The organism is Pararhizobium sp. DWP1-1-3 (assembly GCF_049896125.1).
In the GTDB taxonomy this organism is placed as follows: Bacteria; Pseudomonadota; Alphaproteobacteria; order Rhizobiales; family Rhizobiaceae; genus Pararhizobium.
This window is the reverse complement of record NZ_JAFCTR010000004.1, coordinates 244426-269898: the sequence shown is the minus strand read 5'-3', so window position 1 is coordinate 269898 and position 25473 is coordinate 244426. Positions and strand designations below refer to the sequence as shown.

Sequence of the window (25473 nt, the reverse complement as noted above, 5' to 3'; positions counted from 1 at the left end):
CTGCAACACTTAAATTGAACAATTCCACAGACGCAGCGAAAGGAATCGATCCCGCAATCAAGGCTTCAAATCGGAGATGCGGGCGCTATCGACAATATCACCCGGCGCGATGCCGAGGCGGTTCACCGTTCCACCGTTCAGTTCGAGAACGAAAGCGACGGGAACGCGGGAATCGATGATCGATTCCGACAGCGGGACGGCATTCTCCCGAATCGTTTCGATCTTGCCATCCTTGGCGATGAACAGCATATCGAGCGGAAGATAGGTGTTCTTCATCCACATCATCACCTGACGCGTCACGCCGAAATCAAACAGCATGCCGTGATCGCGCGCCATATGGCGGCGGTTCATCAGGCCTTGCGATCGTTGATCATTGTCCACCGCCAGCTCGACGGTGAATTTATGCACCTTGCCGCCGGTCGCAATGATCTGCAAAGGCGCCGTTTCGAAGGTGACGTCGGCAGCGGCGGCCGAAAAGGGTACAAGCCACAAAAAAAGCGCCACGAGGGCGCTTCCGGCGAGGCGCGGGAGATGCGCCGCGCTCATCAATGCGCCCTGCCCACCGGAGCCGGCACGTCAGGATGGATTTCCGCAGCCATCAGCCCCTTGTCCCCATCGCCGAAGCGCACCAGAACGGTCTGCCCGGGACGCAGCTCGGTAAGCCCGAAACGACGCAGCGTTTCCATATGGATGAATATATCCTCGGTACCATCGCCCCGTGTCAGGAAGCCGAAGCCCTTGGTGCGGTTGAACCACTTGACCAGGCATCGCTCCAGCCCGCTGGTCGGCGTCACCTGAACATGGGTCTTGACCGGTGGAAGCTGAGAAGGATGGATCGCCGTCGACTGGTCCATGGAGAGGATGCGGAAAGCCTGATAACCCCGGTCGCGGCGTTGAATGAGGGCAACCACGCGAGACCCTTCCAGCACGGTCTGATAGCCGTCGCGGCGCAGGCATGTCACGTGTACGAGGACATCCTGCATGCCATTGTCCGGGATGATGAAACCAAATCCCTTGGCAACGTCGAACCATTTGATGACGCCGGTGATTTCAACCAGATCGAGTGCGTCGCTGGCAAAATCGTCATCCGGCGTGACGCCCTTCGCTGAAATTCTGTCCGCCATTGCCTGTCCAGCCCCTCGATTACGCGTCACATCATTACGGTTAACTGATTCTTGACGATCAGAATAACATCGTCCCGCCGCTTATGTGCAAGCCCCCGGATGAAATTTGCTGTCGAACCAAACTAGCCGTTGAGCCTTGCCTCAGGCTGGTTGTCGGCTAAATATAATCCATCTTCCGCAAAACAAGGATATACCAATGCGTTATCTGCACACGATGGTTCGCGTCAAAGATCTGGACGCTTCGCTTCACTTCTGGTCCAAGCTGTTCGGCCTTGTCGAAATTCGCCGCTACGAGAATGAAAAAGGCCGGTTTACCCTGGTTTTCCTTGCCGCACCCGGTGATCTCGATCACGCCAAGACCGCGTTATCGCCTTGCCTGGAACTCACCTACAACTGGGACACCGAGGATTATACCGGCGGCCGCAATTTTGGCCACCTCGCCTACGAGGTTGATGACATCTATGCGACCTGCCAGCATCTGATGGACAACGGTGTCACCATCAACCGGCCGCCGCGCGATGGCCACATGGCCTTCGTTCGTTCGCCGGACGGCATTTCGATCGAAATCCTGCAGAAGGGCGAGAACCTCGCGCCGCAGGAACCCTGGGCTTCGATGGGCAACACCGGCGCCTGGTAAGCTCCGCACAATGCGATCGGGCGATATCTGGTACGGCTTTTCAGCGCCGGTGGTGGCTGAGCTCCAACAATCGCCTGCGTCAGCGCAGGTTTACAAATAACCGGACGTTCTTTAATGTTTGAACGAAACGTTATTGGGATGCAGGTGCAGAATGCGTCACGCTGGCGAGCACCCTTTCCCGGTTGAACCGGTCAAACCGCATTGGAGGACGCGTGGCAATCCCTGAAAAGGGGCTACGCCGATTGTGCGGTTTGTCACGTCTGATGAAAGGCCATGACGGCAAATGCCGTCCGGCCCGCATAGAGTGGGGATCCAACGTTGCGTCCTATTTTGCAGAAAGCGGCGATGATTCGCGGCCTTGGCTGCTTCCTTGCGCTGAGTGTTTCGGCGATGATATTGTCGGGTTGCGTCACCGCCGCAAAGGACACGGCGGACGCAGCATCGGCTGCAGACGCGGTGGTCCCGGAAATCGCCGGCGCGGCCCAAGCGGCGCCCGGTTCCCATGAGGATCGGCAGGTCTCTGCCGTTGGCGTCAATGGGCAACAACAGGCTGGAGCCCAGGCAAACGCAATGATGCCTGCACCCAACAACGGCCAGCCGTCATCACTGACAATGCAGAGCACCGGCCTCAACGCCACGTCGAACAGCATCTTTGCGGTCCAAAGGCCGAACCCGGTGCCGGTTCAGGGGCACGCGACGGTCTCAGGCACCGCGCCGCTGCCGGCCGGCCAGGCAACCGGCGTCAATCCGGCGACAAATAGTCTTTTCAACCGCGGCCAGCCGGCAGCCAACCAGCTGCAATTGCCGCTCGAAGGCGCGAGCAATGCCGATAGCGCGGCGGCCGCCCAACAGGTGGCAAGCGCCGAAATCGGCACGGACGGCACGCCGCTGCCCGTTGCCGTGCCGATTCCTTCAAGCGGGGACAGCTTGCGCGGCGGTGATACCCAGCAGTCTGCCGCCGTTCAAACCGCGTCCACGCAAGGTCTCAACAGCGCGACGGCAGTGGTACCCGGTTCCGGAAATTCGCAAAATGACCAGAATAAACCGGAAGAAGCGGAAAAAACTCTGACGCTTGCCGGTCTGTTCGCTGCCAAACGCAAGAACCGGAGCCAGTTCGACAAAGACCGGTTCGCCAAGACGCCGGCGAAAAAGTCACTTTCAAGCGACCTGAAACCGCAACAGATTGCTGCGCTCGGTTTCACCGCCCTGCCCGGCGTGCGCACCACGTCGATGTTTGCCACCGTCGATGATTCGCAACCGGGACACGACGACGATAGCGCTACCGTCGAGATGGCATCGCTGCCCGGCCTTGCCCGTCTCGCACCGAACGGGCTCTGGCTGCAAACGGAGAAAGTTGAAACGGGCTGTTTCGAACCGGAACTGTTGCAGGTCCTCAAGGTCGTGGAAACCCATTACGGCCGCAAGATCATGGTGACATCAGGCCTGCGGGACCTGAAACACAATGCAAGCGCCGGCGGAAGCAAGCATTCGCTGCACACGACCTGCCAGGCCGCCGACATTCAGGTGCCAGGCGTCAGCAAATGGGAGCTTGCCGAATATCTACGCACCATTCCGGGCCGCGGCGGGGTCGGAACCTACTGTCACACGGAATCGGTTCATATCGACACCGGAGAGTCCCGTGACTGGAATTGGCGTTGCCGGCGCCGCAAAGGCTGAACGCAACCAGCTGTTTTAATTGATTAATTCATCAAAAAACTGAAAACTGCGCTTTACCGGAACTTTTTTACAGGAAAATGAACTTTGCCGCTTGCGGTATTCAAAACCCCTGACTATAAGACGCCCACACAACGGCTGCGCCCTTCGTCTATCGGTTAGGACACCAGATTTTCATTCTGGGAAGAGGGGTTCGACTCCCCTAGGGCGTACCATTGTGAACCTCCCCGACAGCAAAAATATGCCCCATTCGCCCGCGAAAACGCTTCGGCGCGGGCCGGTTTGAGCGACATAAACTCCCTTTGTTTTACTGCTGTTTTTACTGCGAAAAATCCTTGAAAAAACGTGATTTAGCGCTTGCAGCATTCGGCATGTCTGACTATAAGACGCCCACACCACTGATGCGCCCTTCGTCTATCGGTTAGGACACCAGATTTTCATTCTGGGAAGAGGGGTTCGACTCCCCTAGGGCGTACCATGGTTCTCCAATTTCCCGACATTCAACTATAGACGTGAGACGCCGGTAGCGGACGCTCAGAACGCCTTTGCTGCGTCGATGACCCGCAACTGCACGCGGCGCGTTCCCTGCCACATGTCCGCCGATATCGAGGCTGCCACATGCAGCGACATGCCACGTTCAGACAGCAATAGGTCACCCAGCGGCGTTTCCAGCGCCCGGAATGCGATGCCTTCGATCCTTGAGCCATCCTGGCCTTCCAGCGTCACCTTCACATGGTTGACGCCAACCTGGCGCGAATCGCGCAAGCGATGCGCCGGCAGTGCAAAGATCGGCTGCGGATGCCCTGCCCCATACGGGCCTGCCTGCTCAAGCTGGTCGATCAGCGCCAGATTGGCACCGGCAGCACCCAAAGCGCCATCGATCTTCAGCGTTTCGGCCGAGACGAGGTCCTTGACGATATTCTGGGCCTTCTCGTCGAAGAAATGCCGCAGCTTGCCGAGATTGGCGCGCTCGACAGTCAAGCCTGCCGCCATCGCATGACCGCCGCCCTTGATCAGCAGGCCGTTATCAACAGCCGCGCGAACGATCTTGCCGATATCGAAGCCGCTGATAGAGCGCCCCGATCCCGTTCCCTTGCCGTTGGCATCGAACGAGATCGCAAAAGCTGGACGGCGAAACTTTTCCTTCAGGCGCGCAGCCAGAAGGCCGACAATGCCGGGATGCCAGTTCTCGCGGGCCGTGACGATGATCGAGGCCGATTCACCGGTGCCGTATTCCGCCAGCGCTTCGGCTTCCGCCTCGGCCAGCATCGCGACTTCCATCACCTGGCGCTCGCGGTTCAGTTCGTCGAGTTTTGCGGCGATTTCTTCGGCAGCGCCTTCATCCTCCAGCGTAAGCAGGCGGCTACCAAGTGCGGCATCACCGATACGTCCGCCCGCATTGATTCGCGGGCCGATCAGGAAGCCGAAATGATAGGGCGTCACCGGCCCGCCAAGGCCTGCCTTGCGAAACAGCGCCGACAGGCCCGGGTTCTGCATATGCCGCGCGGCGACCAGTCCCTTGACGACATAGGCTCTGTTCAGGCCCTTGAGCGGCACCACGTCGCAGACGGTTGCCAGCGCCACGATGTCGAGCAAGGCGAGCAGATCGAACGAGGCAGCGCGCTTGTCACCGGCTTCTCGCAGTTGGCGCACGGCGTTGACAAGAACAAGGAAGACGACACCAGCCGCGCAGAGATGCCCCTGCCCCGACAGATCATCCTCGCGGTTTGGATTGACCAGCGCCACGCAGGGCGGCAGTTCCGCGCCGACCTGATGGTGGTCGATGACGACGACATCGATGCCGCGCGCTTCGGCAGCAGCCAGCGATTCGTGGCTGGTCGAGCCGCAATCGACCGTGACGATCAAGCGGGCGCCATTGTCGATCAGTTGATTGATGGCCGTGGGGTTGGGGCCGTAGCCTTCGAAAATACGGTCTGGAATATAGATTTCCGCATCGACGCCGAGATGACGCAGGAACCGGAACATCAGCGCCGACGACGCTGCCCCATCAACATCGTAGTCGCCGAAGATGGCGACCTTTTCTCGCGTCTTGATGGCGGTGATGATGCGGGCTGCGGCCTTGTTGCAATCGGTCAGCGTATCGGGATCCGGCATCAGCGAGCGGATGGTCGGATCGAGGAATGCCACCGCATCGTCCATCGTCACGCCGCGCCCGGCCAGCACACGGGCGATGAGATCGGAAAAGCCGTGAACCTGGCTGATCGCCAGCGCGCGATTCTGCCCGGCCTGATCCAGCCGCGACACCCAGCGCTGGCCGGTGACCGAACGCTCCACATTGAGAAACGCCCGCTGGACGGGATCTGGCACATCACTCATCGTACACCCATGACTTTTGACCGTTCGTACGCGGGTTTTGCATCAGGCGCAAACCGCAACGAAAACGGCCCCACCCGGAGATAAGCCGGATGGGGCCGCAAGACATTCATCTGCGATTTCGGATCAAGCCGTCTTCGGCCGTTCGATCCGGATTACCTGCGGTTCGCCGACCAGATAGCCCTCGCCCTTGATCGAGGCGACGGCCTTGCGGACCGAATCCTCGGTCGTTGCATGGGTGACAAGAATGATCGTCTGCGGACCGTCGGTATCGACAGGCTGCTTGGAATGCTGGACGATCGATTCCAGCGAAATCCGGTTTTCCGCCATGCGCGTTGCAATGCTTGCGAACACGCCGGTCTTGTCGAGAACCTTCAGGCGAATGAAATATCCGCCCTCATGGCTCTGGATCTGCGCCTGCTTGTAAGGCAGGAGCGCGGTGACCGGACGGCCGAACGCTGGCACGTGCTGGGCGCCCGGACGGCTCTTGGCAATATCGGCGATGTCGCCAAGCACTGCGGATGCCGTTGCGTTGCCGCCGGCGCCTGGACCGACCATCAGCAATTCGCCGAGAATGTCGGATTCGATTGCCACCGCATTGGTGACGCCATCGACCTGCGCAATCACCGAATCGAGCGGCACCATGGTCGGGTGCACGCGCTGCTCGATACCGCTGTCGGTGCGCTGGGCAACGCCGAGCAGCTTGATGCGGTAGCCGAGATCGGCGGCTGCGTGGATATCGTCGATCGAGATATTGGTGATGCCTTCGAGATAGATGTCATCGGCAGCGATCGCCGTTCCGAAGGCAAGGCTGGTGAGGATCGACAGCTTATGGGCCGTATCGTTGCCCTCGATGTCGAAGGCCGGATCGGCTTCGGCATAACCCAAGCGCTGCGCCTCTTTCAGGCAGGCCTCGAACGACAGGCCTTCCTTTTCCATCTTGGTCAGGATGTAGTTGCAGGTGCCGTTCATGATGCCGTAGACACGCGAGATCGTGTTGCCCGTCAGCGATTCTCTCAGCGCCTTGATCACCGGAATGCCACCGGCGACCGCAGCTTCGTAGTTCAACAGCGCGCCATGCTCTTCAGCCAGACCGGCCAGTGCAATGCCGTGGGAGGCCAGCAGCGCCTTGTTGGCAGTGATCACATGCACGCCGCGCGACAGGGCAGCCTTGACGGCGGAGAGCGCCGGTTCGCCAGCACCGCCCATCAATTCGACGAATACGTCAATATCGGCGGTCTGTGCTAGCGAAAGCGCATCCTCATGCCAGTCGATGGCGGAAATATCGACACCGCGATCGCGGTTCCGGTCACGTGCGGTGACAGCGGTAATTTCGATGGCCCGGCCGCATGTCGTCGCCAGCGCCTCGTGACGCTCCTGGAGGATGCGCACGAGCGAGGCACCAACAGTTCCCAAGCCCGCAATGCCGATTTTAAGGGCATCTGCCATACAATATTTCCTAACATATCGAGAGCGCTCCGCCTGAAACGGCGGAGCAGATTGAGGGGTACCGGAAAAATCCGGTGCCTCAGCGGTGAGCGTTCAGCGAGATGACGTTGTGCAACGTATCGTCGGCTGTCGAGAGAAACTTCTTGAGGCTACGGGCGGCCTGACGAATCCGGTGTTCGTTTTCGACCAGCGCGATGCGGATATAGTCATCGCCCTGCTCACCGAACCCGATACCAGGTGCCACGGCGATATCGGCCTTTTCGACCAGAAGCTTGGAGAATTCCAGCGAACCGAGATGACGGAATTTTTCCGGAATCTTTGCCCAGGCAAACATCGTGGCTGCCGGCGGCGGCACGTCCCAGCCGGCCTTGCCGAAGCTTTCGACCAGCACGTCGCGGCGGCGCTTGTAGATGTTGCGGACTTCGGCAATATCCGAGCCATCGCTGTTCAGCGCATGGGTCGCCGCCACCTGGATCGGTGTGAAGGCACCGTAATCGAGGTAGGACTTGACCCGCGTCAGGGCGGCGATCAGGCGTTCGTTGCCGACGGCAAAGCCCATGCGCCAGCCGGGCATGGAGAATGTCTTCGACATCGAGGTAAATTCGACCGTGTTGTCCATCGCGCCTGGAACTTCCAGAACGGACGGCGGCATCACGCCGTCGAAATAGATTTCCGAATAGGCCAGATCCGACAGGATGACGATGTCATGCTTCTTGGCGAAGGCGACGACTTCCTTGTAGAAATCCAGCGTTGCCACATGCGCCGTCGGGTTGGACGGATAGTTGATGACCAACGCGATCGGCTTGGGGATCGAATGGCGGATCGCCCGCTCAAGCGGCGGGAAGAAAGTGTCATCCGGTTCGACCGAAATCGAGCGGATGACGCCGCCGGTCATCAGGAAGCCGAAGGCATGGATCGGATAAGTCGGGTTCGGGCACAGGATCACATCGCCAGGTGCGGTGATCGCCTGCGCCATATTGGCGAAGCCTTCCTTGGAACCGAGCGTCGCCACAACCTGGGTATCGGGATTGAGCTTGACGCCGAAACGGCGGGCATAATAGGCGGCCTGCGCGCGGCGAAGGCCCGGAATGCCCTTGGAGGACGAATAGCGGTGGGTGCGCGGGTCCTGAACGACTTCACACAGCTTATCGACCACGGATTGCGGTGTCGGAAGGTCCGGATTGCCCATGCCGAGGTCGATGATATCAGCTCCACCCGCTCGCGCGCTGGCTTTCAAACGGTTGACCTGTTCGAAAACGTAAGGCGGCAGACGCCGGACTTTGTGAAACTCTTCCATTTCTAAACCTCGTCTTGCGCCGTCCCCGTGCAGGATTCATGCGTGCAAGGAAACGCGCGCGGTGCAATCAGGCCCACGCGGCCATGAAACGCTTTGCGTCCAAATCAGCCGAAACGCAAGCGCTATTTCTGTATCTGCTTCAGCGTATTGGCACCGTGATTGGCGGCCAGCTGCTGCAGCTCCTTCAGGCGGCGCTGATATTCCGCTTCGGAGATTTTTCCCGACGAGCGGGCAGCCCCAAGCGCCGTCAGCCGCGCCGATTGGCTTGCAGCCTCTTCATTGCTCATCTGGGGGCCGGCAGCCGGCAGTTTTCCTTCGATGACGGGATAAACATCCGTGGGAATGGGTTTGGCCATGGTGGCGGAATAGATCGACGGCTGCTCTTCGACTTTTGCCGAGCTGCACGCGGCAAGAGCAAGCACCAAACCTGCCATTCCAAAGGCCGTCACCATCCGCGTCATCACTGCTTTCCCCGACTTCGTCATCTCGCCCCTGCCCGGCACTTTGGTTGAACTCTAACCGAAACCGGCGGACAGCCAATGTGCCCCGAGTCCAACATGCGCTGGCACTTGTAATCATTTTAAGGCAGAATGTAAAAAGACAAAACAAACAAACATCTGTGGAGGAAACTGGGTGGCAGAAGACAGGAAGGCCGAGGGCCAGACCGGCGCCAGCACGGATGGTTTTCCCGGTTTCGACCCGAAATCCGTCGATCCCTACATCGTCAAGGACCCTGAAGCCTTTACGATCAATCTCGCCCGCACGGTCGAGCAGCTCGGCAAGGCGGCGTCCGCCTGGCTTGCGCCCCGCGAAAGCGGCGAGAAGATTAACATGGCCGCCGACCCGATGGTCGACATGGTCAAGACCCTCTCCAAAGTCTCCGAATATTGGCTATCCGATCCGCGGCGCACGCTTGAAGCCCAGACCTACCTGATGGGCAGCTTCTTCTCGATGTGGACCCGCACCCTGCAAAGAATGGGCGGCGAGACGGTCAGCGATCCCGACGACGTACCGCGCAATGACAAGCGGTTTTCCGATGCCGACTGGGTCGCCAATCCGTTCTTCGATTTCCTGCGCCAGGCCTATTTCATCACGTCCAATTGGGCGGACAAGATGGTGCGCGACGCCGAAGGCCTCGACGACCACACCAAACACAAGGCCGCCTTCTATGTGCGGCAGATTTCCAGCGCATTGTCGCCGGCCAATTTCGTCACCACAAACCCCCAGCTTTACCGGGAGACCGTCGCCTCCAGTGGCGCCAATCTGGTCAAGGGCATGCAGATGCTGGCCGAGGACATCGTTGCCGGCAAGGGCGACCTGAAACTGCGCCAGACCGATGTCAGCAAGTTTGCGGTCGGCGAGAATATCGCGATCACACCCGGCAAGGTCATCGCCCAGAGCGATGTCTGCCAGGTGCTGCAATATGATGCCGCGACGGAAACCGTGCTGAAGCGCCCGCTATTGATCTGCCCGCCATGGATCAACAAGTTCTATGTGCTGGATCTCAACCCGCAAAAATCCTTCATCAAATGGGCGGTGGATCAGGGCCACACCGTCTTCGTCATCTCCTGGGTCAATCCGGATGAACGCCACGCCGGCAAGGATTGGGAATCCTATGCCCGCGAAGGCATCGGCTTTGCACTCGACACTATCCGCCAGGCGACCGGTGAAGAAGAGGTGAATGCGATCGGTTACTGCGTCGGCGGCACCCTGCTTGCCGCAACGCTTGCCCTGCATGCGCAGGAAGGCGACACGCGCATCCGCTCTGCCACCCTGTTTACCACCCAGGTCGATTTCACCCATGCCGGTGATCTCAAGGTGTTTGCCGACGAGGAGCAGATCACCCAGATGGAAGAAAAGATGAAGGAGACCGGCTATCTCGATGGCTCGAAGATGGCGATGGCCTTCAACATGCTGCGAGCGTCGGATCTCATCTGGCCCTATTTCGTCAACAACTACCTGAAAGGCCAGGAACCCTCGGCCTTCGACCTGCTCTACTGGAATTCCGATTCGACCCGGATGCCGGCGGCCAACCATTCCTTCTATCTGCGCAATTGTTATCTGCAGAACAACTTGACAAAGGGCACGATGGTGTTGGCGGGCAAGACGATCTCGCTCGGTGACGTCAAAATCCCGATCTACAATCTCGCCACCAAGGAAGACCATATCGCCCCGGCAAAATCGGTATTCGTCGGCAGCCAGTTTTTCGGCGGCGACGTTACCTATGTGATGTCCGGCTCCGGCCATATCGCTGGCGTCGTCAATCCGCCGGACAAGGGAAAATACCAGTTCTGGACCGGCGGCCCGGCTACGGGCGATTTCGACGACTGGGTGAAGACGGCCAGTGAAACGCCGGGGTCCTGGTGGCCTCATTGGCAGTCCTGGATCGAAGCGCTCGACGGCGATCGCGTCCCGGCACGAAAGACGGGCGGCAAACTCAACTCTCTGGAAGAAGCGCCGGGCTCCTATGTCCGGGCACGCGCCTGATCAAACAACGGACACCGACACTTCATGCTCTTCGACAGGCCACTGGTGCCCGCCGTCCTCATTCAGCGCTACAAACGCTTTCTCTTTGATGCCGTACTTGAGGATGGGCGCGCCATCACCGGCTCCTGCCCCAATACCGGATCGATGCGCGGGCTGACGACACCCGGTTCGCGGATCTGGCTTTCCGAGCATGACAGTCCGACGCGCAAATACCAGCACATGTTCGAAATGGTCGAGGTCGGTGGCACCGTCGTCGGCATCAATACCGGCTTGCCGAACAGGCTGGCCGAGGAAGCCATCAAGGCGGGACAGGTCGGCGACCTTCATCTCTATTCGACGGTCCAGCGCGAACAGAAATATGGCCGCAATTCCCGCATAGACATGCTGCTCAGCGATCCCGAACGCGGCCGTGCCTATGTCGAGGTCAAGAACGTGCATTTCAGCCGCACACCCGGCTTGGCCGAATTTCCAGACAGCCCGACGGCACGCGGTGCAAAACATCTGGAAGAACTCGGCGACATGGTCGAGGCGGGCCATCGCGGCATCATGCTCTACCTGATCCAGCGGGACGACTGCGCCAAGTTCAGCATATGCCGCGATCTCGACCCGGTTTATGCAAAGGCTTTTCGGCGGGCGATGCAGCGCGGGGTTGAGACCTTCGCCGTCACATGCCGGGTTTCGCCGCAGCAAATTGCGCCTGGCGGGCTGATCCCGATAGACGAACCCGCCTGTGCTGATCTATGACATTGATCAAAGACAACTGAAAGTATTGTAATGGTCACCTATATCGAGGCAGCGTCAGCGCCCTACAAGAATACCGGCGTTATCCGCCTCTATACGCCCGAGGATTTTGCCGGGATCAAGCGCGCCTGCCAGATCACGGCACGCTGCCTCGACGAACTGGCAAGCCGCGTCAAGCCGGGAGTAACCACCGACGAGATCGATCGTTTCGTGTTCGACTTCGGCATGGATCACGGCGCCCTGCCCGCGACACTCAACTATCGCGGCTACACCAAGTCGTCCTGCACATCGATCAACCACGTCGTCTGCCACGGCATTCCCAACGAAAAGCCGTTGCGCGAAGGTGATGTCGTCAACATCGACGTCACTTACATTATCGACGGCTGGCACGGCGATTCCAGCCGGATGTATCCGGTCGGCGAAATCAAGCGCGCCGCTCAGCGTCTGCTCGAAGTCACCCATGAATGCCTGATGCGCGGCATTGCCGCCGTCAAGCCTGGCGCGCGTACCGGTGCCATCGGCGAAGCCATCCAGACCTTTGCCGAAGCCGAACGCTGTTCGGTGGTGCGCGATTTCTGCGGCCACGGCGTCGGCCGGCTGTTTCATGATGCGCCGAACATCCTGCACTATGGCCGCGCCAACGAAGGCCCGGAAATGCGCGAAGGCATGATCTTTACCATCGAGCCGATGATCAATCTGGGGCGCCCGCATGTAAAGGTTCTGGCCGATGGCTGGACCGCCGTCACCCGCGACCGGTCGCTGTCGGCGCAATACGAACATGCCGTGGGCGTTACCGCCACCGGCTGCGAGATTTTCACTCTATCGCCTGGCGGTCTCGACCGTCCGGGCCTGCCGGCATAAGGTTTGCGATGACAAAGCTCCCTTTTTCTTCCGAAGGCGATCACTCGCAACCGGCTGATGAAAGGGGCTTTTTCGCCGAACAGCAACCCAAACGCTCCAGCCTTGGCATGCCCACCGTTCAACAGGACGATGCACACTATCATGGCCATCGCGACCGGTTGAGAACGCGCTACAAAGACCATGGCGACACGGCGCTGGCCGACTATGAAATCCTCGAACTGCTGCTGTTCCGGCTGATACCGCGCCGCGATACCAAACCGATCGCCAAGGCGTTGCTTGAACGCTTCGGAACGCTCGCCGGTGTGTTCGGCGCCTCGCCTGCCTTGCTGCAGGAGGTGAAGGGCATCGGCGAGGCCGTGGCCTTTGATCTGAAGCTGATCTCGACCGTTGCCCATCGGACACTCAAGAGCGAGCTCAAGGGCAAGCAGGTCCTGGCCTCCTGGTCATCGGTGATCGACTATTGCCATGCAGCCATGGCGCACGAGACCCGCGAGCAGCTCCGCATTCTCTTCCTCGACAAGCGCAACGCGTTGATCGCAGACGAGGTGCAGCAGACCGGAACAGTCGATCACACGCCGGTCTATCCGCGTGAAGTTGTCAAGCGGGCGCTCGAACTGTCCGCGACGGCCCTTATTCTCGTGCACAACCATCCATCCGGTGATCCGACCCCTTCCCGGGCTGATATCGAAATGACCAAGATGATCGTCGATACGGCAAAACCGCTGGGGATCACCGTTCACGATCACATCATCATCGGCAAGGATGGTCATGCCAGCCTCAAGGGGCTGCGCCTGATCTGATCGCCTACAGCGCCGCGCGTCATTTATGGCGCGCAAAGGTCGCTGTAGCACTTTAAATTTTCTGCATAATTTTCCCTGAAATCGATTCCGATTTAAGGAATCATGCAGTACCGGCTTAGAGCCACTTCGCCCGCCGGAACATGCGGTAGAGCATGCTGCAGACGATGACGATGAGCGCCAGAACAACAAAATATCCATACTTGAACTTCAGTTCGGGCATGTCGTCGAAATTCATCCCGTAGATACCCGCAATCGCCGTCGGTACAGCGAGGATCGCGGCCCAGGATGCCAGCTTTCGGGAAATTTCGGTCTGTTCCGACTGACCGATCATCAAGCTGGCTTCGAAGGTAAAGGCCAGCACCTCCCGCAAGGTGTCGATATCCTCCTGCACCCGCCGGACATGATCGGTCACATCACGGAACAGCGCGTGCAACGTTGCGTCCATGCCGGGCAGATCGAGATGCTCATGGCGCCGGCAGACATCGACAAGCGGCACCACGGCATTGCGCAGGCGCAGCAGGCTTCGACGCAGGAAATAGAGGCGTTCGATATCCTTCTTGTTTAGCCGGTCGCGCAGAACCCGTTCTTCCAGTTCCTCCACTTCCGTATGGATTCCTTCAACGACGGGCATGTAGTTGTCGACGATGAAATCGAGAATGGAATAGAGGATGTAGTTCTCGCCATGCGCCAATGCGGCAGGCGACGCTTCGCAGCGTTGCCGGACAAGGTTGTAGGATGTTGACGGTCCGTGGCGGACTGAGACGACATAGCCGCGGCCGACAAACAGATGCGTTTCACCAAAGACAATCTCCTCGCCCATCATGTGTGCGGTGCGCGCGACGACGAAGATGGCATCGCCGTAGATTTCCAGTTTCGGGCGCTGATGGGCATGGCCGGCATCTTCTATGGCCAGTTCATGCAGACCGAACTCGGCTTGGACCTCACGCAACAGGGCCTCATCCGGCTCATGCAGGCCGATCCAGACCACCGCCTTGTCGCGGCCTTTCCATTCGTGTGCGTCCTTGATCTCGATATCGAGGATGCGCTGACCATGTTCATAAACGGCAGCCGCAACGACACCGGGACGGCTGCGTGGTTTTGCAGGCGGCGCCTCGACCATGTCAGGCGACGCATCGGTCTCGCTTTCCTGCCGATCCTCTACATCCTGCAAAGCCATGACAAATCCTCCGCCCCAAACCGCAGTCAGTCTCACCTGTCGCTGAAAGCGCGCTCCTCGCCGCAAACAGCGGATTGCCCGATACAATATAATCGCTTTTCATAAAATAAGCACCGGTAAGCCTGGGCTTGTTCCCAAGGCTTTATTAAACTGTAAGATTGACGTTATAGACGCTTGCGGGCGACATTTGCCGCAACGCACAATGATTCTCCTCCATCATCGGAAACGCGTCATGAACCAGTACGATCTCGTGGTTGTCGGCAGTGGACCTGCAGGGCGCAGAGCCGCAATCCAGGCCGCCAAGCTGAGCAAGAAGGTTCTTGTCATCGAACAGGGAAAGCGTGTCGGCGGCGTCTCTGTGCATACCGGAACCATCCCCTCCAAAACCCTTCGCGAAACCGCACTCAATCTCACCGGCTGGCGCGAGCGCGGCTTTTACGGGCGGGCCTACCGGGTCAAGGAAGAAATCAGCGCCGAGGATCTTCGCCGCCGCCTGTTGATCACCCTCGATCACGAGGTCGAGGTGCTGGAACACCAGTTCGCCCGCAACCGCGTTCAGCATATCCGCGGCAAGGCCAGCTTCATCGACCCGCAGACAATGCAGATCCTCAAGGAAGACGGCGAAATCATCCAGGTTTCCGCCACCAGCATCCTGCTTGCTGTCGGCACGAAGCCTTTTCGCCCGGACTACATACCGTTCGACGGAAAGACGGTGCTCGATAGCGACGAGCTGCTTGAAATCCAGGACCTGCCCCGCTCCATGGCCGTGATCGGTGCCGGCGTTATCGGCATCGAATATGCGACGATTTTCAGCGCACTGGATACGCAGGTCACGTTGATCGATCCGAAATCCACCATGCTCGATTTCATCGACAAGGAAATCGTCGAGGACTTCACCTATCAGCTGCGCGACCGCAACATGAAGCTGCATCTCGGCCAGAAGGCCGAAAAGGTGGAGCGGATGGCGGACGGCAAATGCTCGATCAAGCTTGATAGCGGCCGCGTCATCATCTGCGAAATGGTGCTGTTTGCCGCCGGCCGCATGGGCGCCACCGATTCGCTCAATCTGGAGGCCGCTGGTCTTCAGGCCGACAATCGTGGCCGCCTCAGCGTCAACCCGGAGACGTTCCAGACATCGGTTCCGAACATCTATGCCGCCGGCGACGTCGTCGGCTTCCCGAGCCTTGCCTCCACCTCGATGGAACAGGGCCGCATCGCAGCCCGCGTTGCGGTCGGTGCGATCGCCAAGGAACCGCCGAAATTCTTCCCCTACGGCATCTATGCTGTCCCGGAAATTTCGACCTGCGGCCTGACGGAGGAAGAGGTCAAGGAGCGCGGCATTCCTTATGAATGCGGCATCGCCCGTTTTCGCGAAACATCGCGCGGCCACATCATGGGACTTGATTCAGGGCTCTTGAAGCTGATCTTCTCGCTGAAGACCCGGCGCCTGCTCGGCGTCCACATCGTTGGCGAAGGTGCGACCGAACTCGTCCATATCGGCCAGGCGGTACTCAACCTGAAGGGCACTGTCGAATATTTCGTCGAGAATACCTTCAACTACCCGACGCTGGCCGAAGCCTACAAGATTGCCGGCCTTGATGCCGGTAACCGGATGGGCGAGGTTGCCCCGAAAATATAGGCGGCGTGAGGGCGCTTGCCGCGTTGCGGATATTGCAGCCGACACGGCTTTCAAGACCGATGAGACAGGGAGATGGCGGCTCGTGGCCAACTCCAGCATGCTGCCGGCGCCTTAGCGGCTGAACACGCCCAATCGACACTTCGTCACAATCTGATGTGCCCGGTCCCGGGTTACGTTTCCGGCAAACTCATTACTGAAACCTGCTGTTACAGAACTTTTCAACGCGTCCTGATCCCGCCCACCGGTAATGGCTGGATGGGTTAGGTTAAGCCAAAACAAATCTCCCTGCCCCGCAAATGGAAAAAGCCGCCCCTCTCGGGACGGCTTTTTCAAATCATGCAACGATGCGCGAGCTTATTCGGCGCTGTCGTCGGCAGCCTTCTTCTTGGCCGGAGCCTTCTTCTTCGGTGCAGCGGCTTCTTCGCCTTCCGCAGCGTCGGCCTTGGCAGCCTTCTTCTTCGGGGCCTTCTTCGTGTCCGAAGCGCCTTCCTCGTCGTCGGCCATCAGTTCTTCCTTGCTGACGGTCTTGTCGGTGACCTTCACTTCGGAGAGCAGGTGATCGACGACCTTTTCTTCGAAGATCGGGGCGCGCAGCGAGGCGGCGGCACCCGGGGTCTTCTGGAAGTAATCAATGATCTGCTTTTCCTGGCCCGGGAACTGGCGAAGCTGTTCGAACAGCGAACGCTGCATTTCTTCGTCGGTTACCGTGACGCCGGCCTTTTCGCCGATTTCAGATAGAACGAGGCCGAGACGAACGCGGCGTTCAGCCAGCTTGCGGTATTCACCGCGGGCTTCTTCTTCCGTCGTGTCTTCGTCGGCGAACGTCTTGCCAGCCTGTTCCAGGTCGGTGTTGATCTGGCGCCAGATGTTGTCGAACTCAGCATCGACGAGGCGCTGCGGCGTGTCGAACTGGTAGAGTTCGTCCAGCTGGTCGAGAATCTGACGCTTGACCTTCTGACGGGTCATCGAGCCGTACTGGCTTTCGATCTGGCCGCGAACAACTTCCTTCAGCTTGTCAGCCGATTCAAGGCCGAGCTTGGTGGCGAGGTCGTCGTTGATTTCGACTTCAGCAGCGGCAGCGACGTCCTTGACGGTGATGTCGAAAGTGGCGTCCTTACCAGCGAGGTTTGCAGCCGGGTATTCGGCCGGGAACGTCACGTTGATGACCTTCTCGTCGCCAGCCTTCAGGCCAACGAGCTGTTCTTCAAAGCCCGGGATAAACCGGTTGGAACCGAGAACCAGCTCAGCGTCTTCGTCCTTGCCGCCGTCGAACGCTTCGCCGTCGACCTTGCCGAGGTAATCGATGGTGACGCGGTCGCCGTTGGCGGCCTTGCCCTTCTTGGTTTCATACGTGCGGGCATTTTCAGCGATCTTGAGGATCTGCTCGGTCACTTCGGCTTCGTCGATATCAACGACTTCGCGGGTCACCTTGATGCCGCTGACGTCCTTGAGTTCGATCGCCGGGATAATTTCGTAAGCGACTGTGAATTCGAAATCTGCTTCGGCGCTGAGGATCTTGTCCGCTTCGGCTTCGTCCTCGGTCATCGCGATTTCCGGCTGCGTCGCAGACTTTTCGCCGCGCTCGGACAGGATTTCGGTCGGCTTTTCGCGAACGAGCTCATTGACGAGCTCAGCCATGATCGACTTGCCGTACATCTTCTTCAGATGTGCGAAAGGCACCTTGCCCGGACGGAAGCCGTTGATACGGACCTTGTCCTTGGTTTCGGCGAGACGCTCGTTCATACGAGCTTCCATGTCCTTGGCCGGGATAACGACCTTGAGTTCGCGCTTCAGCCCTTCAGCGAGCGTTTCGATAACCTGCATGTTCAAACCTTCATTTCACGTTGACAGGGCTCTGTCGGTGTTCTTGTACACGAGCACTTGAGCCGATCCATTTGCCGGGAGTGGCTTTACGCAAATCAGTCACCGTTTTGCAAGCAAAATGGCGCCGTCCTCTCGATCGACGCCAAGGCAAGCCCTGGACGTCCCTTTATTCTGGTGCGGGTAGAGAGACTTGAACTCCCACGCCTTGCGGCACCAGAACCTAAATCTGGCGTGTCTACCAATTTCACCATACCCGCGTTCAGAAAACCGCAGCGCCTGCTCGCATCGGCGCAGAAAAGTCTTCGGCGACAACGCCTGTGACAGACCTGCACCGGGTTCAGGGCGTTCCCGAGCGCGGCGTCTCTATATCACCCGTTTCCAAGGGATCAAAGGAAAAATGGGGATCGAAGGAAAAATGCGGTTTTTGTCGTGTTCCTGTCACCTGCCGGCCAAGAAACCGCTTCTCGCCGTCAATAAAGCGGCTCCTCATAGAGCGGCTTGCCATCGACGGCGATCAGACGGATCTGCATTCGTCCGTCGTCATCGACCCGTGCGGTCACCGACAGTGCGCTGGCATTGCGCGCCTCCTCCAGAACCTTGCCCTCGCCTTCCGGCACATAATAGCGCTCGATACCGTAATCGACATTCAGCGAAGCCTGCTGGCTATCCGACGCCGGATAGAAGTAGAACGGCGCACTGCGGGCAATGACACTGCCCTCTCTTGGCGCAAGAGTGCTGAAGGACGCTTCCGCAACACCCCAAAAACCGTCCGGCTGTTTTTCCAGACGCACGGAGAGCTGTGCATCGGTAGCCTCGGTGGGAAAACCGCCCGTTACCTTGTCGGCCGGAATGGCCGAGATATCGTAGGATAAAATGACATAGTCGCCGCGCAGCAAGTCGCGCGGATCGACGGGAACTGTCTTCAGCACCACATCGACACCGTTGCGCAGGATCGAGGCCCGGCTTTCGATCATGTAGCCGAGGAAGGCAGTCTGCAGCAGAGCGACCAGGATTGCCGCGAACAAGGGCCTCATCAACGGATTGTTGCTCATGCCGCGCTCCCTTCCACCGTGGTTTTGGACGAAAGCCGTTTTTCCAGCCGGATGACCAGCCAGGCGATCAAGGCGATGACGACCCCGGCGATCAGGAAGAAGCCGGATGTGCCGAGGATACTGCCCAATGTCTCGGAGGCCAGATATAGGGTCTCTGCCGCAAAAACCGCGTAGCCGAGAAATCGGACAGCGCCGTTCAGCCGGCCGGCGATGGCAATGCCGCCCAATGCCACCGCAAGCGTCGTTGCACCGATCGCGATCTCCTGGCCAAGACCATCGACCTCCGTATGCAACGCGGCCAGCCCCATCACGGCAGGCGCGAAGCTATAGAACGCCGGTGCGGCTCCCGCATCGCGTGCAAAACGATAGAGCGGCGACAGGGGAAGGCTCGCTACCAGGAACGCCACGAGGCCGGCCCCGAACAGAAGACCCGCGACCCAAACCTCCGTTAGCTCGATGTAAAACCATCCGAGCCAGGCCAGGCCGAGAAGATATGCAAGATGCCGGGCAATGCCGGCATTGGTGTAACGCACCAAGCCGATAACGATAACGATCAGCATCGGCACCAGGTAGATATAGCCGTTCCCCTCGAAAGACGTATCATTATCGATCACCAGTTCTCCGAAAACAGCCCAGGCCAGAAAACCGCAGAGCACCGCAAGCGCGGCAGAGCGAAAGGCGGCCGCGGCGACGCAGGCTGCGGCAAACCAGACGAGCAGCGCATCCGTCGCATCGCCCGACAGGTGATACATCTGCCCCACCAGCGCGATCCCACCGCCAAACGTCATAGTCGCCAGCACCAGCAGCGCGGTACCCATTGCCTTGAGCCCGTGGCCAAGGCAGGCGGCACCTGTGAGATAAAAGACCCAGATGAGGGCAACGATACCGGCGACGCGCAGGAGGCGTGGGATCGCTTCCCAATTGGCCGCAACCAGCAGCAGGATAGCCGCCGACAGCAGGATGGCAGCCAGAACCAAAAGCACCCTGCCAGCACTGAAGACGGTTTCGCGGGCATCGTATTCGCCGAGCATCGCCTTTGCGGCTGCGGGGTCCAGCATCCCCTTTGAAACCCATGTGTTGAAGTCTTTTTCGATCCGCCCCCGGTACATGACCGATCTCCTTGCATGCGCTTATTGCGCAACACATATCATAGGCATCGGCAATTCCTAGAGCAGCAGCGCTCGTGCAGGGGTAACAGTAGGCCGATAAATTCCTTTCGAATCAAAAGCTCCGCTCGCCGCTGCGCAGGTCACCGCATCCTTTCCAGTACCGTTTAAGAGAAATTTTGAAGGGTGATCATCGTTAACGAAGCATGAAGGTTTGCATGCGATCATTCCTCATCCAACAGACCGAAGGCGAACAGTTAACGTCATGCATAATCTGCATATCATCCATGATAATATTGCACTGCACAAATGACAGGTCCGCAGCTATATTGAACTCAAGAAGACGGAACGAGATCAGCGAAAGCGATCGGGGCCGTCAGCGGCAAGGCCAGCCGCTTCCGCTCAGAAGTGGAAAAGGCCAGCGGACTGAAAGGTTCGCTTCATAGAATTCGGACTGGCGCACTCCTCCTCCCAGCGCCATTCCGATCCGATGGGCAACACTCCTCCTCCCAGTTGCTCATCCCCTTAAATGACGCCCGCTGGATCTCCTCCCCCAGCGGGCGTTATTCGTTTCAGCCTCTTCAGAAAAACCTATGTTTTCTGGGCTTTGTTGAGCGCCGGGTTGGCACTTGTCGAAAATTTGATCAGGCCGGCGCATTGGAATGTCGCCAGCTATGCACCTTCCACATGGGTGCCATTCGGCATTGTCGCTACACATTCTTACTAGCAGCAATTATCTTGAATGCAGCTTCAGGGCAGCGCACTCCTCCTCCCAGCGCGCCCTGATGGGATCGGCAACACTCCTCCTCCCAGTTGTCGATCAGAACAAGCAACGCCCGTCGGACCTCCTCCCCTGACGGGCGTTGTTTTTTGTTCAAACTCTCTTTTGAAAATCAGGCCGCCCTTATCTAATTCTGTCGCTTTCGCACAGAATTTGGTCAGGTGATGTCAATCGTGACCTTGAGGCGTGCAAGAAGCGCATGGGTGCGATGCAGCATTGTCTCTGTAATTTCAGCGCCGAACGGCCTATATTCCAACCATCAGATGAGGGCCAGCACGGTGCTGGCAAACCTAGAAAGGACCAGCATCATGAACATCGCTCGCTCGTTCAACAATTGGCGCAAGTATCGTCAGACCTGCAACGAACTCGGCCGCATGACCGACCGCGAACTGAACGACCTCGGCATCGGCCGTGGCGACATCCAGTACGTTGCCCGCCAGGCAGTCAAGTAAGTCTCGCAACCGGCCGGTTCTTCCAGCCTAATGCGCAGCGACCAAACGCCCTCCGGCTCAAACCGGCGGGCGTTTTTTTTCGTCCAGATTCCGCCTGCAGGGTTTGAACGGCCTGACGGACCATCGCAGCGCCCAATCACAGATCAACCACAGCTTTCGACGCAGTGCAGCATATCAGCGAATGCCTATTTTCGTTGCAGCGGCATGCTTACCGCGCCTATCCGTGCAATCTGGCTCGCAGCTCGTATCGCCACATAATTTCGCCACAAAAAACACACCTAAAAAACAAATGGTTAAATGGATTCAGGTTTCGCTGGCCGCACCGTTAACCTATGGCTTCTTTTTCATCAGCCTCCCAAAATGCCCAGAGAAAAAGCATCGCATTGCACAAACGCATAGCAGATGCATTTTCTTTGCACTCCATCTTTTCCGGCGAAAGGCGTACAAGGATGTCAACGAAGCAGGCAATCACTGCACTGCTCATTTGTATGTCTCAAGGAAAAGATCATGAACCCGATTCGTATCGCAAAAAGCTGGATCAACTACCGCCGCACCGTTGCTGAACTTGGCAACCTGTCCAACCACGCCCTGACGGACATCGGTATCACCCGCTTCGACATCCGCAATATCGCTTCGCGTTCCTTCCGTTAATCGGACCAGTCCGTTGACCGGGCCGGGAATGTCGAGGAACTAAAAACGGCACCATGGAGTGCCGTTTTTGATTCCGGGCTTTGCAAAATCAACAGCACGGAACCGGTTTCCTTCCTGCCCGCCTTGCTCTAATAAACGGCGCATGACAGATACATCTTCGCACTCCCCCATCCACGTTATCGGCGGTGGCCTCGCAGGCTCAGAAGCCGCCTGGCAGATCGCCGAGGCAGGCATTCCGGTTATTCTCCACGAGATGCGCGGCGTCCGTGGCACGGATGCTCACAAGACCGACGGCCTTGCCGAACTGGTCTGTTCCAACTCCTTCCGCTCCGATGACGCCACCAGCAATGCCGTCGGCGTCCTGCACGCAGAGATGCGGCTTGCCGGTTCGCTGATCATGTCCTGCGCCGACAAGAACCAGGTTCCGGCAGGTGGAGCGCTTGCGGTTGATCGCGACGGCTTTTCGGACGCGGTGACTGCGGCAATCGACGCCCACCCACTAATCACCGTCATGCGCGAGGAAGTCAGTGGCCTGCCGCCGAAGGAATGGGATCTGGCTGTCATCGCCACCGGCCCGTTGACGGCGCCTTCGCTTGCCAGCGCCATCCAGGCTGAAACCGGCGCCGACGCGCTGGCCTTCTTCGATGCCATCGCGCCGATCATCCATACCGAGAGCATCGATATGGACATCTGCTGGTTCCAGTCCCGTTACGACAAGGTCGGGCCGGGCGGCACGGGCAAGGACTATATCAACTGCCCGATGGACGAGGCGCAGTACAATGCCTTCGTCGATGCGCTGATTGCCGGCGACAAGACCGGCTTCAAGGAATGGGAAGGCACACCCTATTTCGACGGTTGCCTGCCGATCGAGGTGATGGCAGAGCGCGGCCGCGAAACCCTGCGGCATGGCCCGATGAAGCCGATGGGCCTCACCAACGCCCATAACCCGACCGTCAAGGCCTATGCCGTCGTGCAACTGCGCCAGGACAATGCGCTTGGCACGCTCTACAACATGGTCGGTTTCCAGACAAAACTGAAATATGGCGCCCAGGCGGAAGTGATCCGGATGATTCCCGGGCTGGAAAAAGCCGAGTTTGCCCGCCTCGGCGGCCTGCACCGCAACACTTATATCAATTCACCGGTGCTGCTCGACAGGTCGCTGACGCTGAAGTCACGGCCGGGACTGCGATTCGCCGGCCAGATCACCGGCTGCGAAGGCTATGTCGAAAGCGCCAGCATCGGCCTGCTTGCCGGCCGTTTTTCTGCTGCAGAGCGCAAGGGCCAATCCCTGCCGCTTCCTCCGGAGACCACCGCCTTCGGCTCGCTGCTCAACCACATTACCGGTGGCCATATCGTTTCGGATGACGAACCGGGAAAACGCTCGTTCCAGCCGATGAACATCAATTTCGGCCTGTTCCCGCTGCTGGAGCCGGGGGCGATCGTCAAGCCCGAAGGCGTCAAGCGCTTTCGCGGCAAGGACAAGACGGTGATGAAGAAGCAACTGGTGGCGCAGCGGGCGCTCGACGATTGCGCAGCCTGGCTGAAGACGATCCAATCCGTCTAAAGAGCCGCAAGTTCCGATTGCGGGCTGAAACTGCCGAGCAGCCAGAGGGAAACCTCGGCTGCTATTTCCGGGCTGGCAAACTCATAGACACCGTCGAGATAGGAAAAATCGGTGAAGTGCACCTTCAGGCCGCGTCCGCTGTCGGCGTTGCCGACGTTGACCTTGCCGGCTTCGATCAGATGGCAGACGAAATGCGTGCCATGTGCTGCCATGAAACCAGCCTTGCCGTCATGCAGGCGGACGAAATAGGCTTTCTCATCGGCCGTCGCGTGAATGGCCCGGATCGCTTCGTCAGGAAAGGCCCGTCCAAAATCAAGGATCGCCACACCGGCATCAGGTTCACGCCGGTCACTTTCGGCACGCGCCTTCATCCGCATGTAGAAAAAACCTGCGAGCACAATGCAGATGATGACGATCGGCCAACCCATAGCGCCGGTTCCTCTTCACACCGTTCAAAACGATACCACGGATGCGACCCTAAAAGGCGAAGCTTGCGCCAATGTGCCCGCGGCATCGCGCAACAGCGTTGACGACTATGAAAGACGCCGCCTGCGTTTCACCATCTGCCGCTGCGTGCGGCTTTCCACATCCACCACTGCCGGCGCCATTGCGGCGGTACGATCGAATGCACGAAGAGTTTTGCCCCGGCACGCTCGGCGCGATCGAAAACCGGTTCGGCCAGCGCCAGCGCGGTGAATGCGTACCGATTCGCAGGCGAAATGGAACCGGCCGCTGCCCGGGCCTTGGCAAGGTGCTCGCGGCCAAGACCGGCAAATGCACGGATTGCCAGGGTTACGGACTGCCCGTTCTCGCCGGACAGGAAACTGTCGCGGTCAAGCCCGGTCGCGGCCAGAAGTTCGCCCGGAAAATAGACCTGCCCGCGCCGTCGATGCAGCGGCAGGAGCAGAAGAAGACCGGCAATCGCCTGGGCAACACCGGCATGGCCGGCGGCCGACGCCGAGTTTTGCGCCTCTGCGGGATCGAGAATCAGGCTTGCCAGCTGAATGAGCGCCGACGCGGTTTCACCGGCATAGCCTTCGAGCGACGCCCGGCTTTCCATCGGATCGTCATAAAGATCGAAGATACGCGCATCGATCATGTTCTGCAGCACCGGAACCGGCAGATCGTGGCTTTTCACGCAGGCAAGCAGCGCCTCGGCCAGCGGGTTGCCCTCGCCGCTTGCACCGGTTGGGTCATCGAGCACATCGCGCCACCATTGCAGCCGGATTTCACCGGGCAGCGGCTCGCGCACGAGATCGCGGACACGGGCAATCTCCGCATGGAACGCATAGAGTGCCGAGAGCGGACCGCGTCTGTCCTGCGGCGACAGGAGGCAGGCGAGATAACGATCGCGGTCGCTGTCGCGCAACGCAGCCAGGCTGAAGTCGTAGACGGGCTGCTGAAGAATGGCAGTATTTTCTGGCATATTTATCGGTCAGACGACAATGAAGGCGGCGGCGACGGCGCGTTCTTCGGCAAGCATGATGTTGTAGGTTCGAATGGCTGCACCCGTACTCATCGGATCGGATGAAATCCCGTGTTCCTTGAACACCGCCTTCAAAGCGGCCGGTAATGGCCTGATATCCTTGCCCGTTCCCACAAGAAGAACCTCGATATCAGCCGCCTCTTCCAAAACCCTCTGGAAATTGTCGGCTGTCAGCGGATCACCTTCCACCATCTCCCAGCCATAGATGCCCGAAGGCAGCATCAGCAGCGAGCCACGATGGGACATTTCGGCAAAGCGGAAGCCGCCATTGCCGTAACTGTCGATCGGCGCCCGGCCCGGAAAATGAGCTTTCCGGATTTCGATGGGTTTTCGCATG

General features: G+C 59.0%; 24 protein-coding genes and 3 tRNA genes. 12 read left to right on the top strand and 15 right to left on the bottom strand.

Annotation, left to right across the window (positions count from 1 at the left end; all coding sequences use genetic code 11):
* Nucleotides 1-57 precede the first annotated feature (57 nt).
* Together ACP7BS_RS12340 and ACP7BS_RS12335 are read right to left on the bottom strand one after the other, a co-directional pair.
* Nucleotides 58-546 carry a DUF192 domain-containing protein gene (locus tag ACP7BS_RS12340; RefSeq protein ID WP_426230251.1) on the bottom strand — a complete coding sequence of 163 codons (489 nt, stop codon included), beginning with the start codon at nt 544-546 and terminating at the stop codon, nt 58-60.
* Complete coding sequence (locus tag ACP7BS_RS12335) at nt 546-1124, bottom strand: cold-shock protein (RefSeq protein WP_426238335.1); 579 nt, start codon at nt 1122-1124, stop codon at nt 546-548. The genes ACP7BS_RS12340 and ACP7BS_RS12335 overlap by 1 nt, the downstream gene beginning before the upstream one ends.
* A 196-nt stretch (nt 1125-1320) precedes the next feature.
* Between ACP7BS_RS12335 and ACP7BS_RS12330 the strand changes: the two genes are divergently transcribed.
* From ACP7BS_RS12330 to ACP7BS_RS12315, 4 genes are all read left to right on the top strand, one after another.
* The gene (locus ACP7BS_RS12330; RefSeq protein ID WP_426238334.1) at nt 1321-1761 is read left to right on the top strand and encodes a VOC family protein; all 441 of its coding nucleotides are present in this window, start codon (nt 1321-1323) and stop codon (nt 1759-1761) included.
* Nucleotides 1762-2079: 318 nt separating this feature from the next.
* On the top strand, nt 2080-3438 hold the full coding sequence (locus tag ACP7BS_RS12325; RefSeq protein ID WP_426238333.1) for a D-Ala-D-Ala carboxypeptidase family metallohydrolase: 1359 nt from the start codon (nt 2080-2082) through the stop codon (nt 3436-3438).
* A gap of 137 nt (nt 3439-3575) precedes the next feature.
* A tRNA-Glu gene (locus ACP7BS_RS12320) sits at nt 3576-3650 on the top strand.
* 188 nt (nt 3651-3838) lie between these two features.
* Nucleotides 3839-3913, top strand: a tRNA-Glu gene (locus ACP7BS_RS12315).
* Nucleotides 3914-3969: 56 nt separating this feature from the next.
* Here ACP7BS_RS12315 and recJ read toward each other — a convergent pair.
* From recJ to ACP7BS_RS12295, 4 genes are all read right to left on the bottom strand, one after another.
* Nucleotides 3970-5772, bottom strand: a complete 1803-nt coding sequence (gene recJ / locus ACP7BS_RS12310) for a single-stranded-DNA-specific exonuclease RecJ (protein ID WP_426238332.1) — start codon at nt 5770-5772, stop codon at nt 3970-3972.
* 123 nt (nt 5773-5895) lie between these two features.
* On the bottom strand, nt 5896-7218 hold the full coding sequence (locus ACP7BS_RS12305; protein ID WP_426238331.1) for a homoserine dehydrogenase: 1323 nt from the start codon (nt 7216-7218) through the stop codon (nt 5896-5898).
* 79 nt (nt 7219-7297) lie between these two features.
* Nucleotides 7298-8515 carry an LL-diaminopimelate aminotransferase gene (locus ACP7BS_RS12300; protein ID WP_113315759.1) on the bottom strand — a complete coding sequence of 406 codons (1218 nt, stop codon included), beginning with the start codon at nt 8513-8515 and terminating at the stop codon, nt 7298-7300.
* Nucleotides 8516-8637: 122 nt separating this feature from the next.
* Nucleotides 8638-8976, bottom strand: a complete 339-nt coding sequence (locus ACP7BS_RS12295) for an SHOCT domain-containing protein (RefSeq protein ID WP_426238330.1) — start codon at nt 8974-8976, stop codon at nt 8638-8640.
* 172 nt (nt 8977-9148) lie between these two features.
* Between ACP7BS_RS12295 and phaC the strand changes: the two genes are divergently transcribed.
* From phaC to radC, 4 genes are read left to right on the top strand one after another with little or no spacing between them, the layout of a single operon-like run.
* Nucleotides 9149-11002, top strand: coding sequence for a poly(3-hydroxyalkanoate) polymerase subunit PhaC (gene phaC / locus ACP7BS_RS12290; protein ID WP_426238329.1), 1854 nt, complete (start codon nt 9149-9151; stop codon nt 11000-11002).
* A 24-nt stretch (nt 11003-11026) separates the two neighbouring features.
* Nucleotides 11027-11746: a DNA/RNA nuclease SfsA gene (gene sfsA / locus ACP7BS_RS12285; protein WP_426238328.1), complete on the top strand. Its 720-nt coding sequence runs from the start codon at nt 11027-11029 to the stop codon at nt 11744-11746.
* Between the two features lie 30 nt (nt 11747-11776).
* Nucleotides 11777-12604 (top strand): type I methionyl aminopeptidase, encoded by an 828-nt coding sequence (map, locus tag ACP7BS_RS12280; protein WP_113315756.1) that lies wholly within the window; start codon nt 11777-11779, stop codon nt 12602-12604.
* A gap of 8 nt (nt 12605-12612) precedes the next feature.
* The gene (gene radC, locus ACP7BS_RS12275) at nt 12613-13404 is read left to right on the top strand and encodes a RadC family protein (protein ID WP_426238327.1); all 792 of its coding nucleotides are present in this window, start codon (nt 12613-12615) and stop codon (nt 13402-13404) included.
* A gap of 115 nt (nt 13405-13519) precedes the next feature.
* Here radC and ACP7BS_RS12270 read toward each other — a convergent pair whose 3' ends face one another.
* Nucleotides 13520-14524: a magnesium and cobalt transport protein CorA gene (locus ACP7BS_RS12270; protein WP_426238396.1), complete on the bottom strand. Its 1005-nt coding sequence runs from the start codon at nt 14522-14524 to the stop codon at nt 13520-13522.
* A 289-nt stretch (nt 14525-14813) separates the two neighbouring features.
* Here ACP7BS_RS12270 and sthA point away from each other — a divergent pair, with 289 nt between their 5' ends.
* Nucleotides 14814-16220 carry a Si-specific NAD(P)(+) transhydrogenase gene (gene sthA, locus ACP7BS_RS12265; RefSeq protein WP_426238326.1) on the top strand — a complete coding sequence of 469 codons (1407 nt, stop codon included), beginning with the start codon at nt 14814-14816 and terminating at the stop codon, nt 16218-16220.
* 354 nt (nt 16221-16574) lie between these two features.
* Here the strand turns inward: sthA and tig are convergent, their stop codons facing one another.
* From tig to ACP7BS_RS12245, 4 genes are all read right to left on the bottom strand, one after another.
* Nucleotides 16575-18044 (bottom strand): trigger factor, encoded by a 1470-nt coding sequence (gene tig / locus ACP7BS_RS12260; protein ID WP_426238325.1) that lies wholly within the window; start codon nt 18042-18044, stop codon nt 16575-16577.
* A gap of 172 nt (nt 18045-18216) precedes the next feature.
* Nucleotides 18217-18301 (bottom strand) — tRNA-Leu (locus ACP7BS_RS12255).
* Between the two features lie 213 nt (nt 18302-18514).
* A complete protein-coding gene (locus ACP7BS_RS12250) occupies nt 18515-19096 on the bottom strand; it encodes a GDYXXLXY domain-containing protein (RefSeq protein ID WP_426238324.1) in 582 nt (193 codons plus the stop codon).
* Nucleotides 19093-20205 carry a DUF2157 domain-containing protein gene (locus tag ACP7BS_RS12245; RefSeq protein ID WP_426238323.1) on the bottom strand — a complete coding sequence of 371 codons (1113 nt, stop codon included), beginning with the start codon at nt 20203-20205 and terminating at the stop codon, nt 19093-19095. The genes ACP7BS_RS12250 and ACP7BS_RS12245 overlap by 4 nt, the downstream gene beginning before the upstream one ends.
* 1086 nt (nt 20206-21291) lie before the next feature.
* Between ACP7BS_RS12245 and ACP7BS_RS12240 the strand changes: the two genes are divergently transcribed.
* Entirely contained in the window at nt 21292-21435 is a 144-nt protein-coding gene (locus ACP7BS_RS12240; RefSeq protein ID WP_018325257.1) for a DUF1127 domain-containing protein, read from the top strand.
* Nucleotides 21436-21760: 325 nt separating this feature from the next.
* Here ACP7BS_RS12240 and ACP7BS_RS12235 read toward each other — a convergent pair whose 3' ends face one another.
* Nucleotides 21761-21919, bottom strand: a complete 159-nt coding sequence (locus ACP7BS_RS12235; protein WP_426238322.1) for a hypothetical protein — start codon at nt 21917-21919, stop codon at nt 21761-21763.
* 23 nt (nt 21920-21942) lie between these two features.
* On the opposite strand from ACP7BS_RS12235, the gene ACP7BS_RS12230 reads away from it, so the two are divergent.
* Together ACP7BS_RS12230 and trmFO are read left to right on the top strand one after the other, a co-directional pair.
* Nucleotides 21943-22086 (top strand): DUF1127 domain-containing protein, encoded by a 144-nt coding sequence (locus ACP7BS_RS12230; protein WP_081927849.1) that lies wholly within the window; start codon nt 21943-21945, stop codon nt 22084-22086.
* A 142-nt stretch (nt 22087-22228) separates the two neighbouring features.
* A complete protein-coding gene (gene trmFO, locus ACP7BS_RS12225; protein WP_426238321.1) occupies nt 22229-23650 on the top strand; it encodes a methylenetetrahydrofolate--tRNA-(uracil(54)-C(5))-methyltransferase (FADH(2)-oxidizing) TrmFO in 1422 nt (473 codons plus the stop codon).
* On the opposite strand, the gene ACP7BS_RS12220 is transcribed toward trmFO, so the two are convergent.
* The 3 genes from ACP7BS_RS12220 to ACP7BS_RS12210 form a co-directional block, all read right to left on the bottom strand.
* Nucleotides 23647-24078: a hypothetical protein gene (locus tag ACP7BS_RS12220; RefSeq protein ID WP_426238320.1), complete on the bottom strand. Its 432-nt coding sequence runs from the start codon at nt 24076-24078 to the stop codon at nt 23647-23649. The genes trmFO and ACP7BS_RS12220 overlap by 4 nt on opposite strands.
* 128 nt (nt 24079-24206) lie before the next feature.
* On the bottom strand, nt 24207-25076 hold the full coding sequence (locus tag ACP7BS_RS12215; RefSeq protein WP_426238319.1) for a phytoene/squalene synthase family protein: 870 nt from the start codon (nt 25074-25076) through the stop codon (nt 24207-24209).
* Between the two features lie 9 nt (nt 25077-25085).
* Entirely contained in the window at nt 25086-25472 is a 387-nt protein-coding gene (locus ACP7BS_RS12210; RefSeq protein WP_426230234.1) for an Mth938-like domain-containing protein, read from the bottom strand.
* Between the last annotated feature and the right edge of the window lies 1 nt (nt 25473).

What these genes read in the sequence shown, in the direction of transcription:
- ACP7BS_RS12340 (WP_426230251.1), bottom strand. Translation starts at nt 546, where the DNA reads ATGAGCGCGGCGCATCTCCCGCGCCTCGCCGGAAGCGCCCTCGTGGCG.
- ACP7BS_RS12335 (WP_426238335.1), bottom strand. Translation starts at nt 1,124, where the DNA reads ATGGCGGACAGAATTTCAGCGAAGGGCGTCACGCCGGATGACGATTTT.
- ACP7BS_RS12330 (WP_426238334.1), top strand. Translation starts at nt 1,321, where the DNA reads ATGCGTTATCTGCACACGATGGTTCGCGTCAAAGATCTGGACGCTTCG.
- recJ (WP_426238332.1), bottom strand. Translation starts at nt 5,772, where the DNA reads ATGAGTGATGTGCCAGATCCCGTCCAGCGGGCGTTTCTCAATGTGGAG.
- ACP7BS_RS12305 (WP_426238331.1), bottom strand. Translation starts at nt 7,218, where the DNA reads ATGGCAGATGCCCTTAAAATCGGCATTGCGGGCTTGGGAACTGTTGGT.
- ACP7BS_RS12300 (WP_113315759.1), bottom strand. Translation starts at nt 8,515, where the DNA reads ATGGAAGAGTTTCACAAAGTCCGGCGTCTGCCGCCTTACGTTTTCGAA.
- ACP7BS_RS12295 (WP_426238330.1), bottom strand. Translation starts at nt 8,976, where the DNA reads ATGACGCGGATGGTGACGGCCTTTGGAATGGCAGGTTTGGTGCTTGCT.
- sfsA (WP_426238328.1), top strand. Translation starts at nt 11,027, where the DNA reads ATGCTCTTCGACAGGCCACTGGTGCCCGCCGTCCTCATTCAGCGCTAC.
- map (WP_113315756.1), top strand. Translation starts at nt 11,777, where the DNA reads ATGGTCACCTATATCGAGGCAGCGTCAGCGCCCTACAAGAATACCGGC.
- radC (WP_426238327.1), top strand. Translation starts at nt 12,613, where the DNA reads ATGACAAAGCTCCCTTTTTCTTCCGAAGGCGATCACTCGCAACCGGCT.
- ACP7BS_RS12270 (WP_426238396.1), bottom strand. Translation starts at nt 14,524, where the DNA reads ATGGTCGAGGCGCCGCCTGCAAAACCACGCAGCCGTCCCGGTGTCGTT.
- sthA (WP_426238326.1), top strand. Translation starts at nt 14,814, where the DNA reads ATGAACCAGTACGATCTCGTGGTTGTCGGCAGTGGACCTGCAGGGCGC.
- tig (WP_426238325.1), bottom strand. Translation starts at nt 18,044, where the DNA reads ATGCAGGTTATCGAAACGCTCGCTGAAGGGCTGAAGCGCGAACTCAAG.
- ACP7BS_RS12250 (WP_426238324.1), bottom strand. Translation starts at nt 19,096, where the DNA reads ATGAGCAACAATCCGTTGATGAGGCCCTTGTTCGCGGCAATCCTGGTC.
- ACP7BS_RS12245 (WP_426238323.1), bottom strand. Translation starts at nt 20,205, where the DNA reads ATGTACCGGGGGCGGATCGAAAAAGACTTCAACACATGGGTTTCAAAG.
- ACP7BS_RS12240 (WP_018325257.1), top strand. Translation starts at nt 21,292, where the DNA reads ATGAACATCGCTCGCTCGTTCAACAATTGGCGCAAGTATCGTCAGACC.
- ACP7BS_RS12235 (WP_426238322.1), bottom strand. Translation starts at nt 21,919, where the DNA reads ATGAGCAGTGCAGTGATTGCCTGCTTCGTTGACATCCTTGTACGCCTT.
- ACP7BS_RS12230 (WP_081927849.1), top strand. Translation starts at nt 21,943, where the DNA reads ATGAACCCGATTCGTATCGCAAAAAGCTGGATCAACTACCGCCGCACC.
- trmFO (WP_426238321.1), top strand. Translation starts at nt 22,229, where the DNA reads ATGACAGATACATCTTCGCACTCCCCCATCCACGTTATCGGCGGTGGC.
- ACP7BS_RS12220 (WP_426238320.1), bottom strand. Translation starts at nt 24,078, where the DNA reads ATGGGTTGGCCGATCGTCATCATCTGCATTGTGCTCGCAGGTTTTTTC.
- ACP7BS_RS12215 (WP_426238319.1), bottom strand. Translation starts at nt 25,076, where the DNA reads ATGCCAGAAAATACTGCCATTCTTCAGCAGCCCGTCTACGACTTCAGC.
- ACP7BS_RS12210 (WP_426230234.1), bottom strand. Translation starts at nt 25,472, where the DNA reads ATGCGAAAACCCATCGAAATCCGGAAAGCTCATTTTCCGGGCCGGGCG.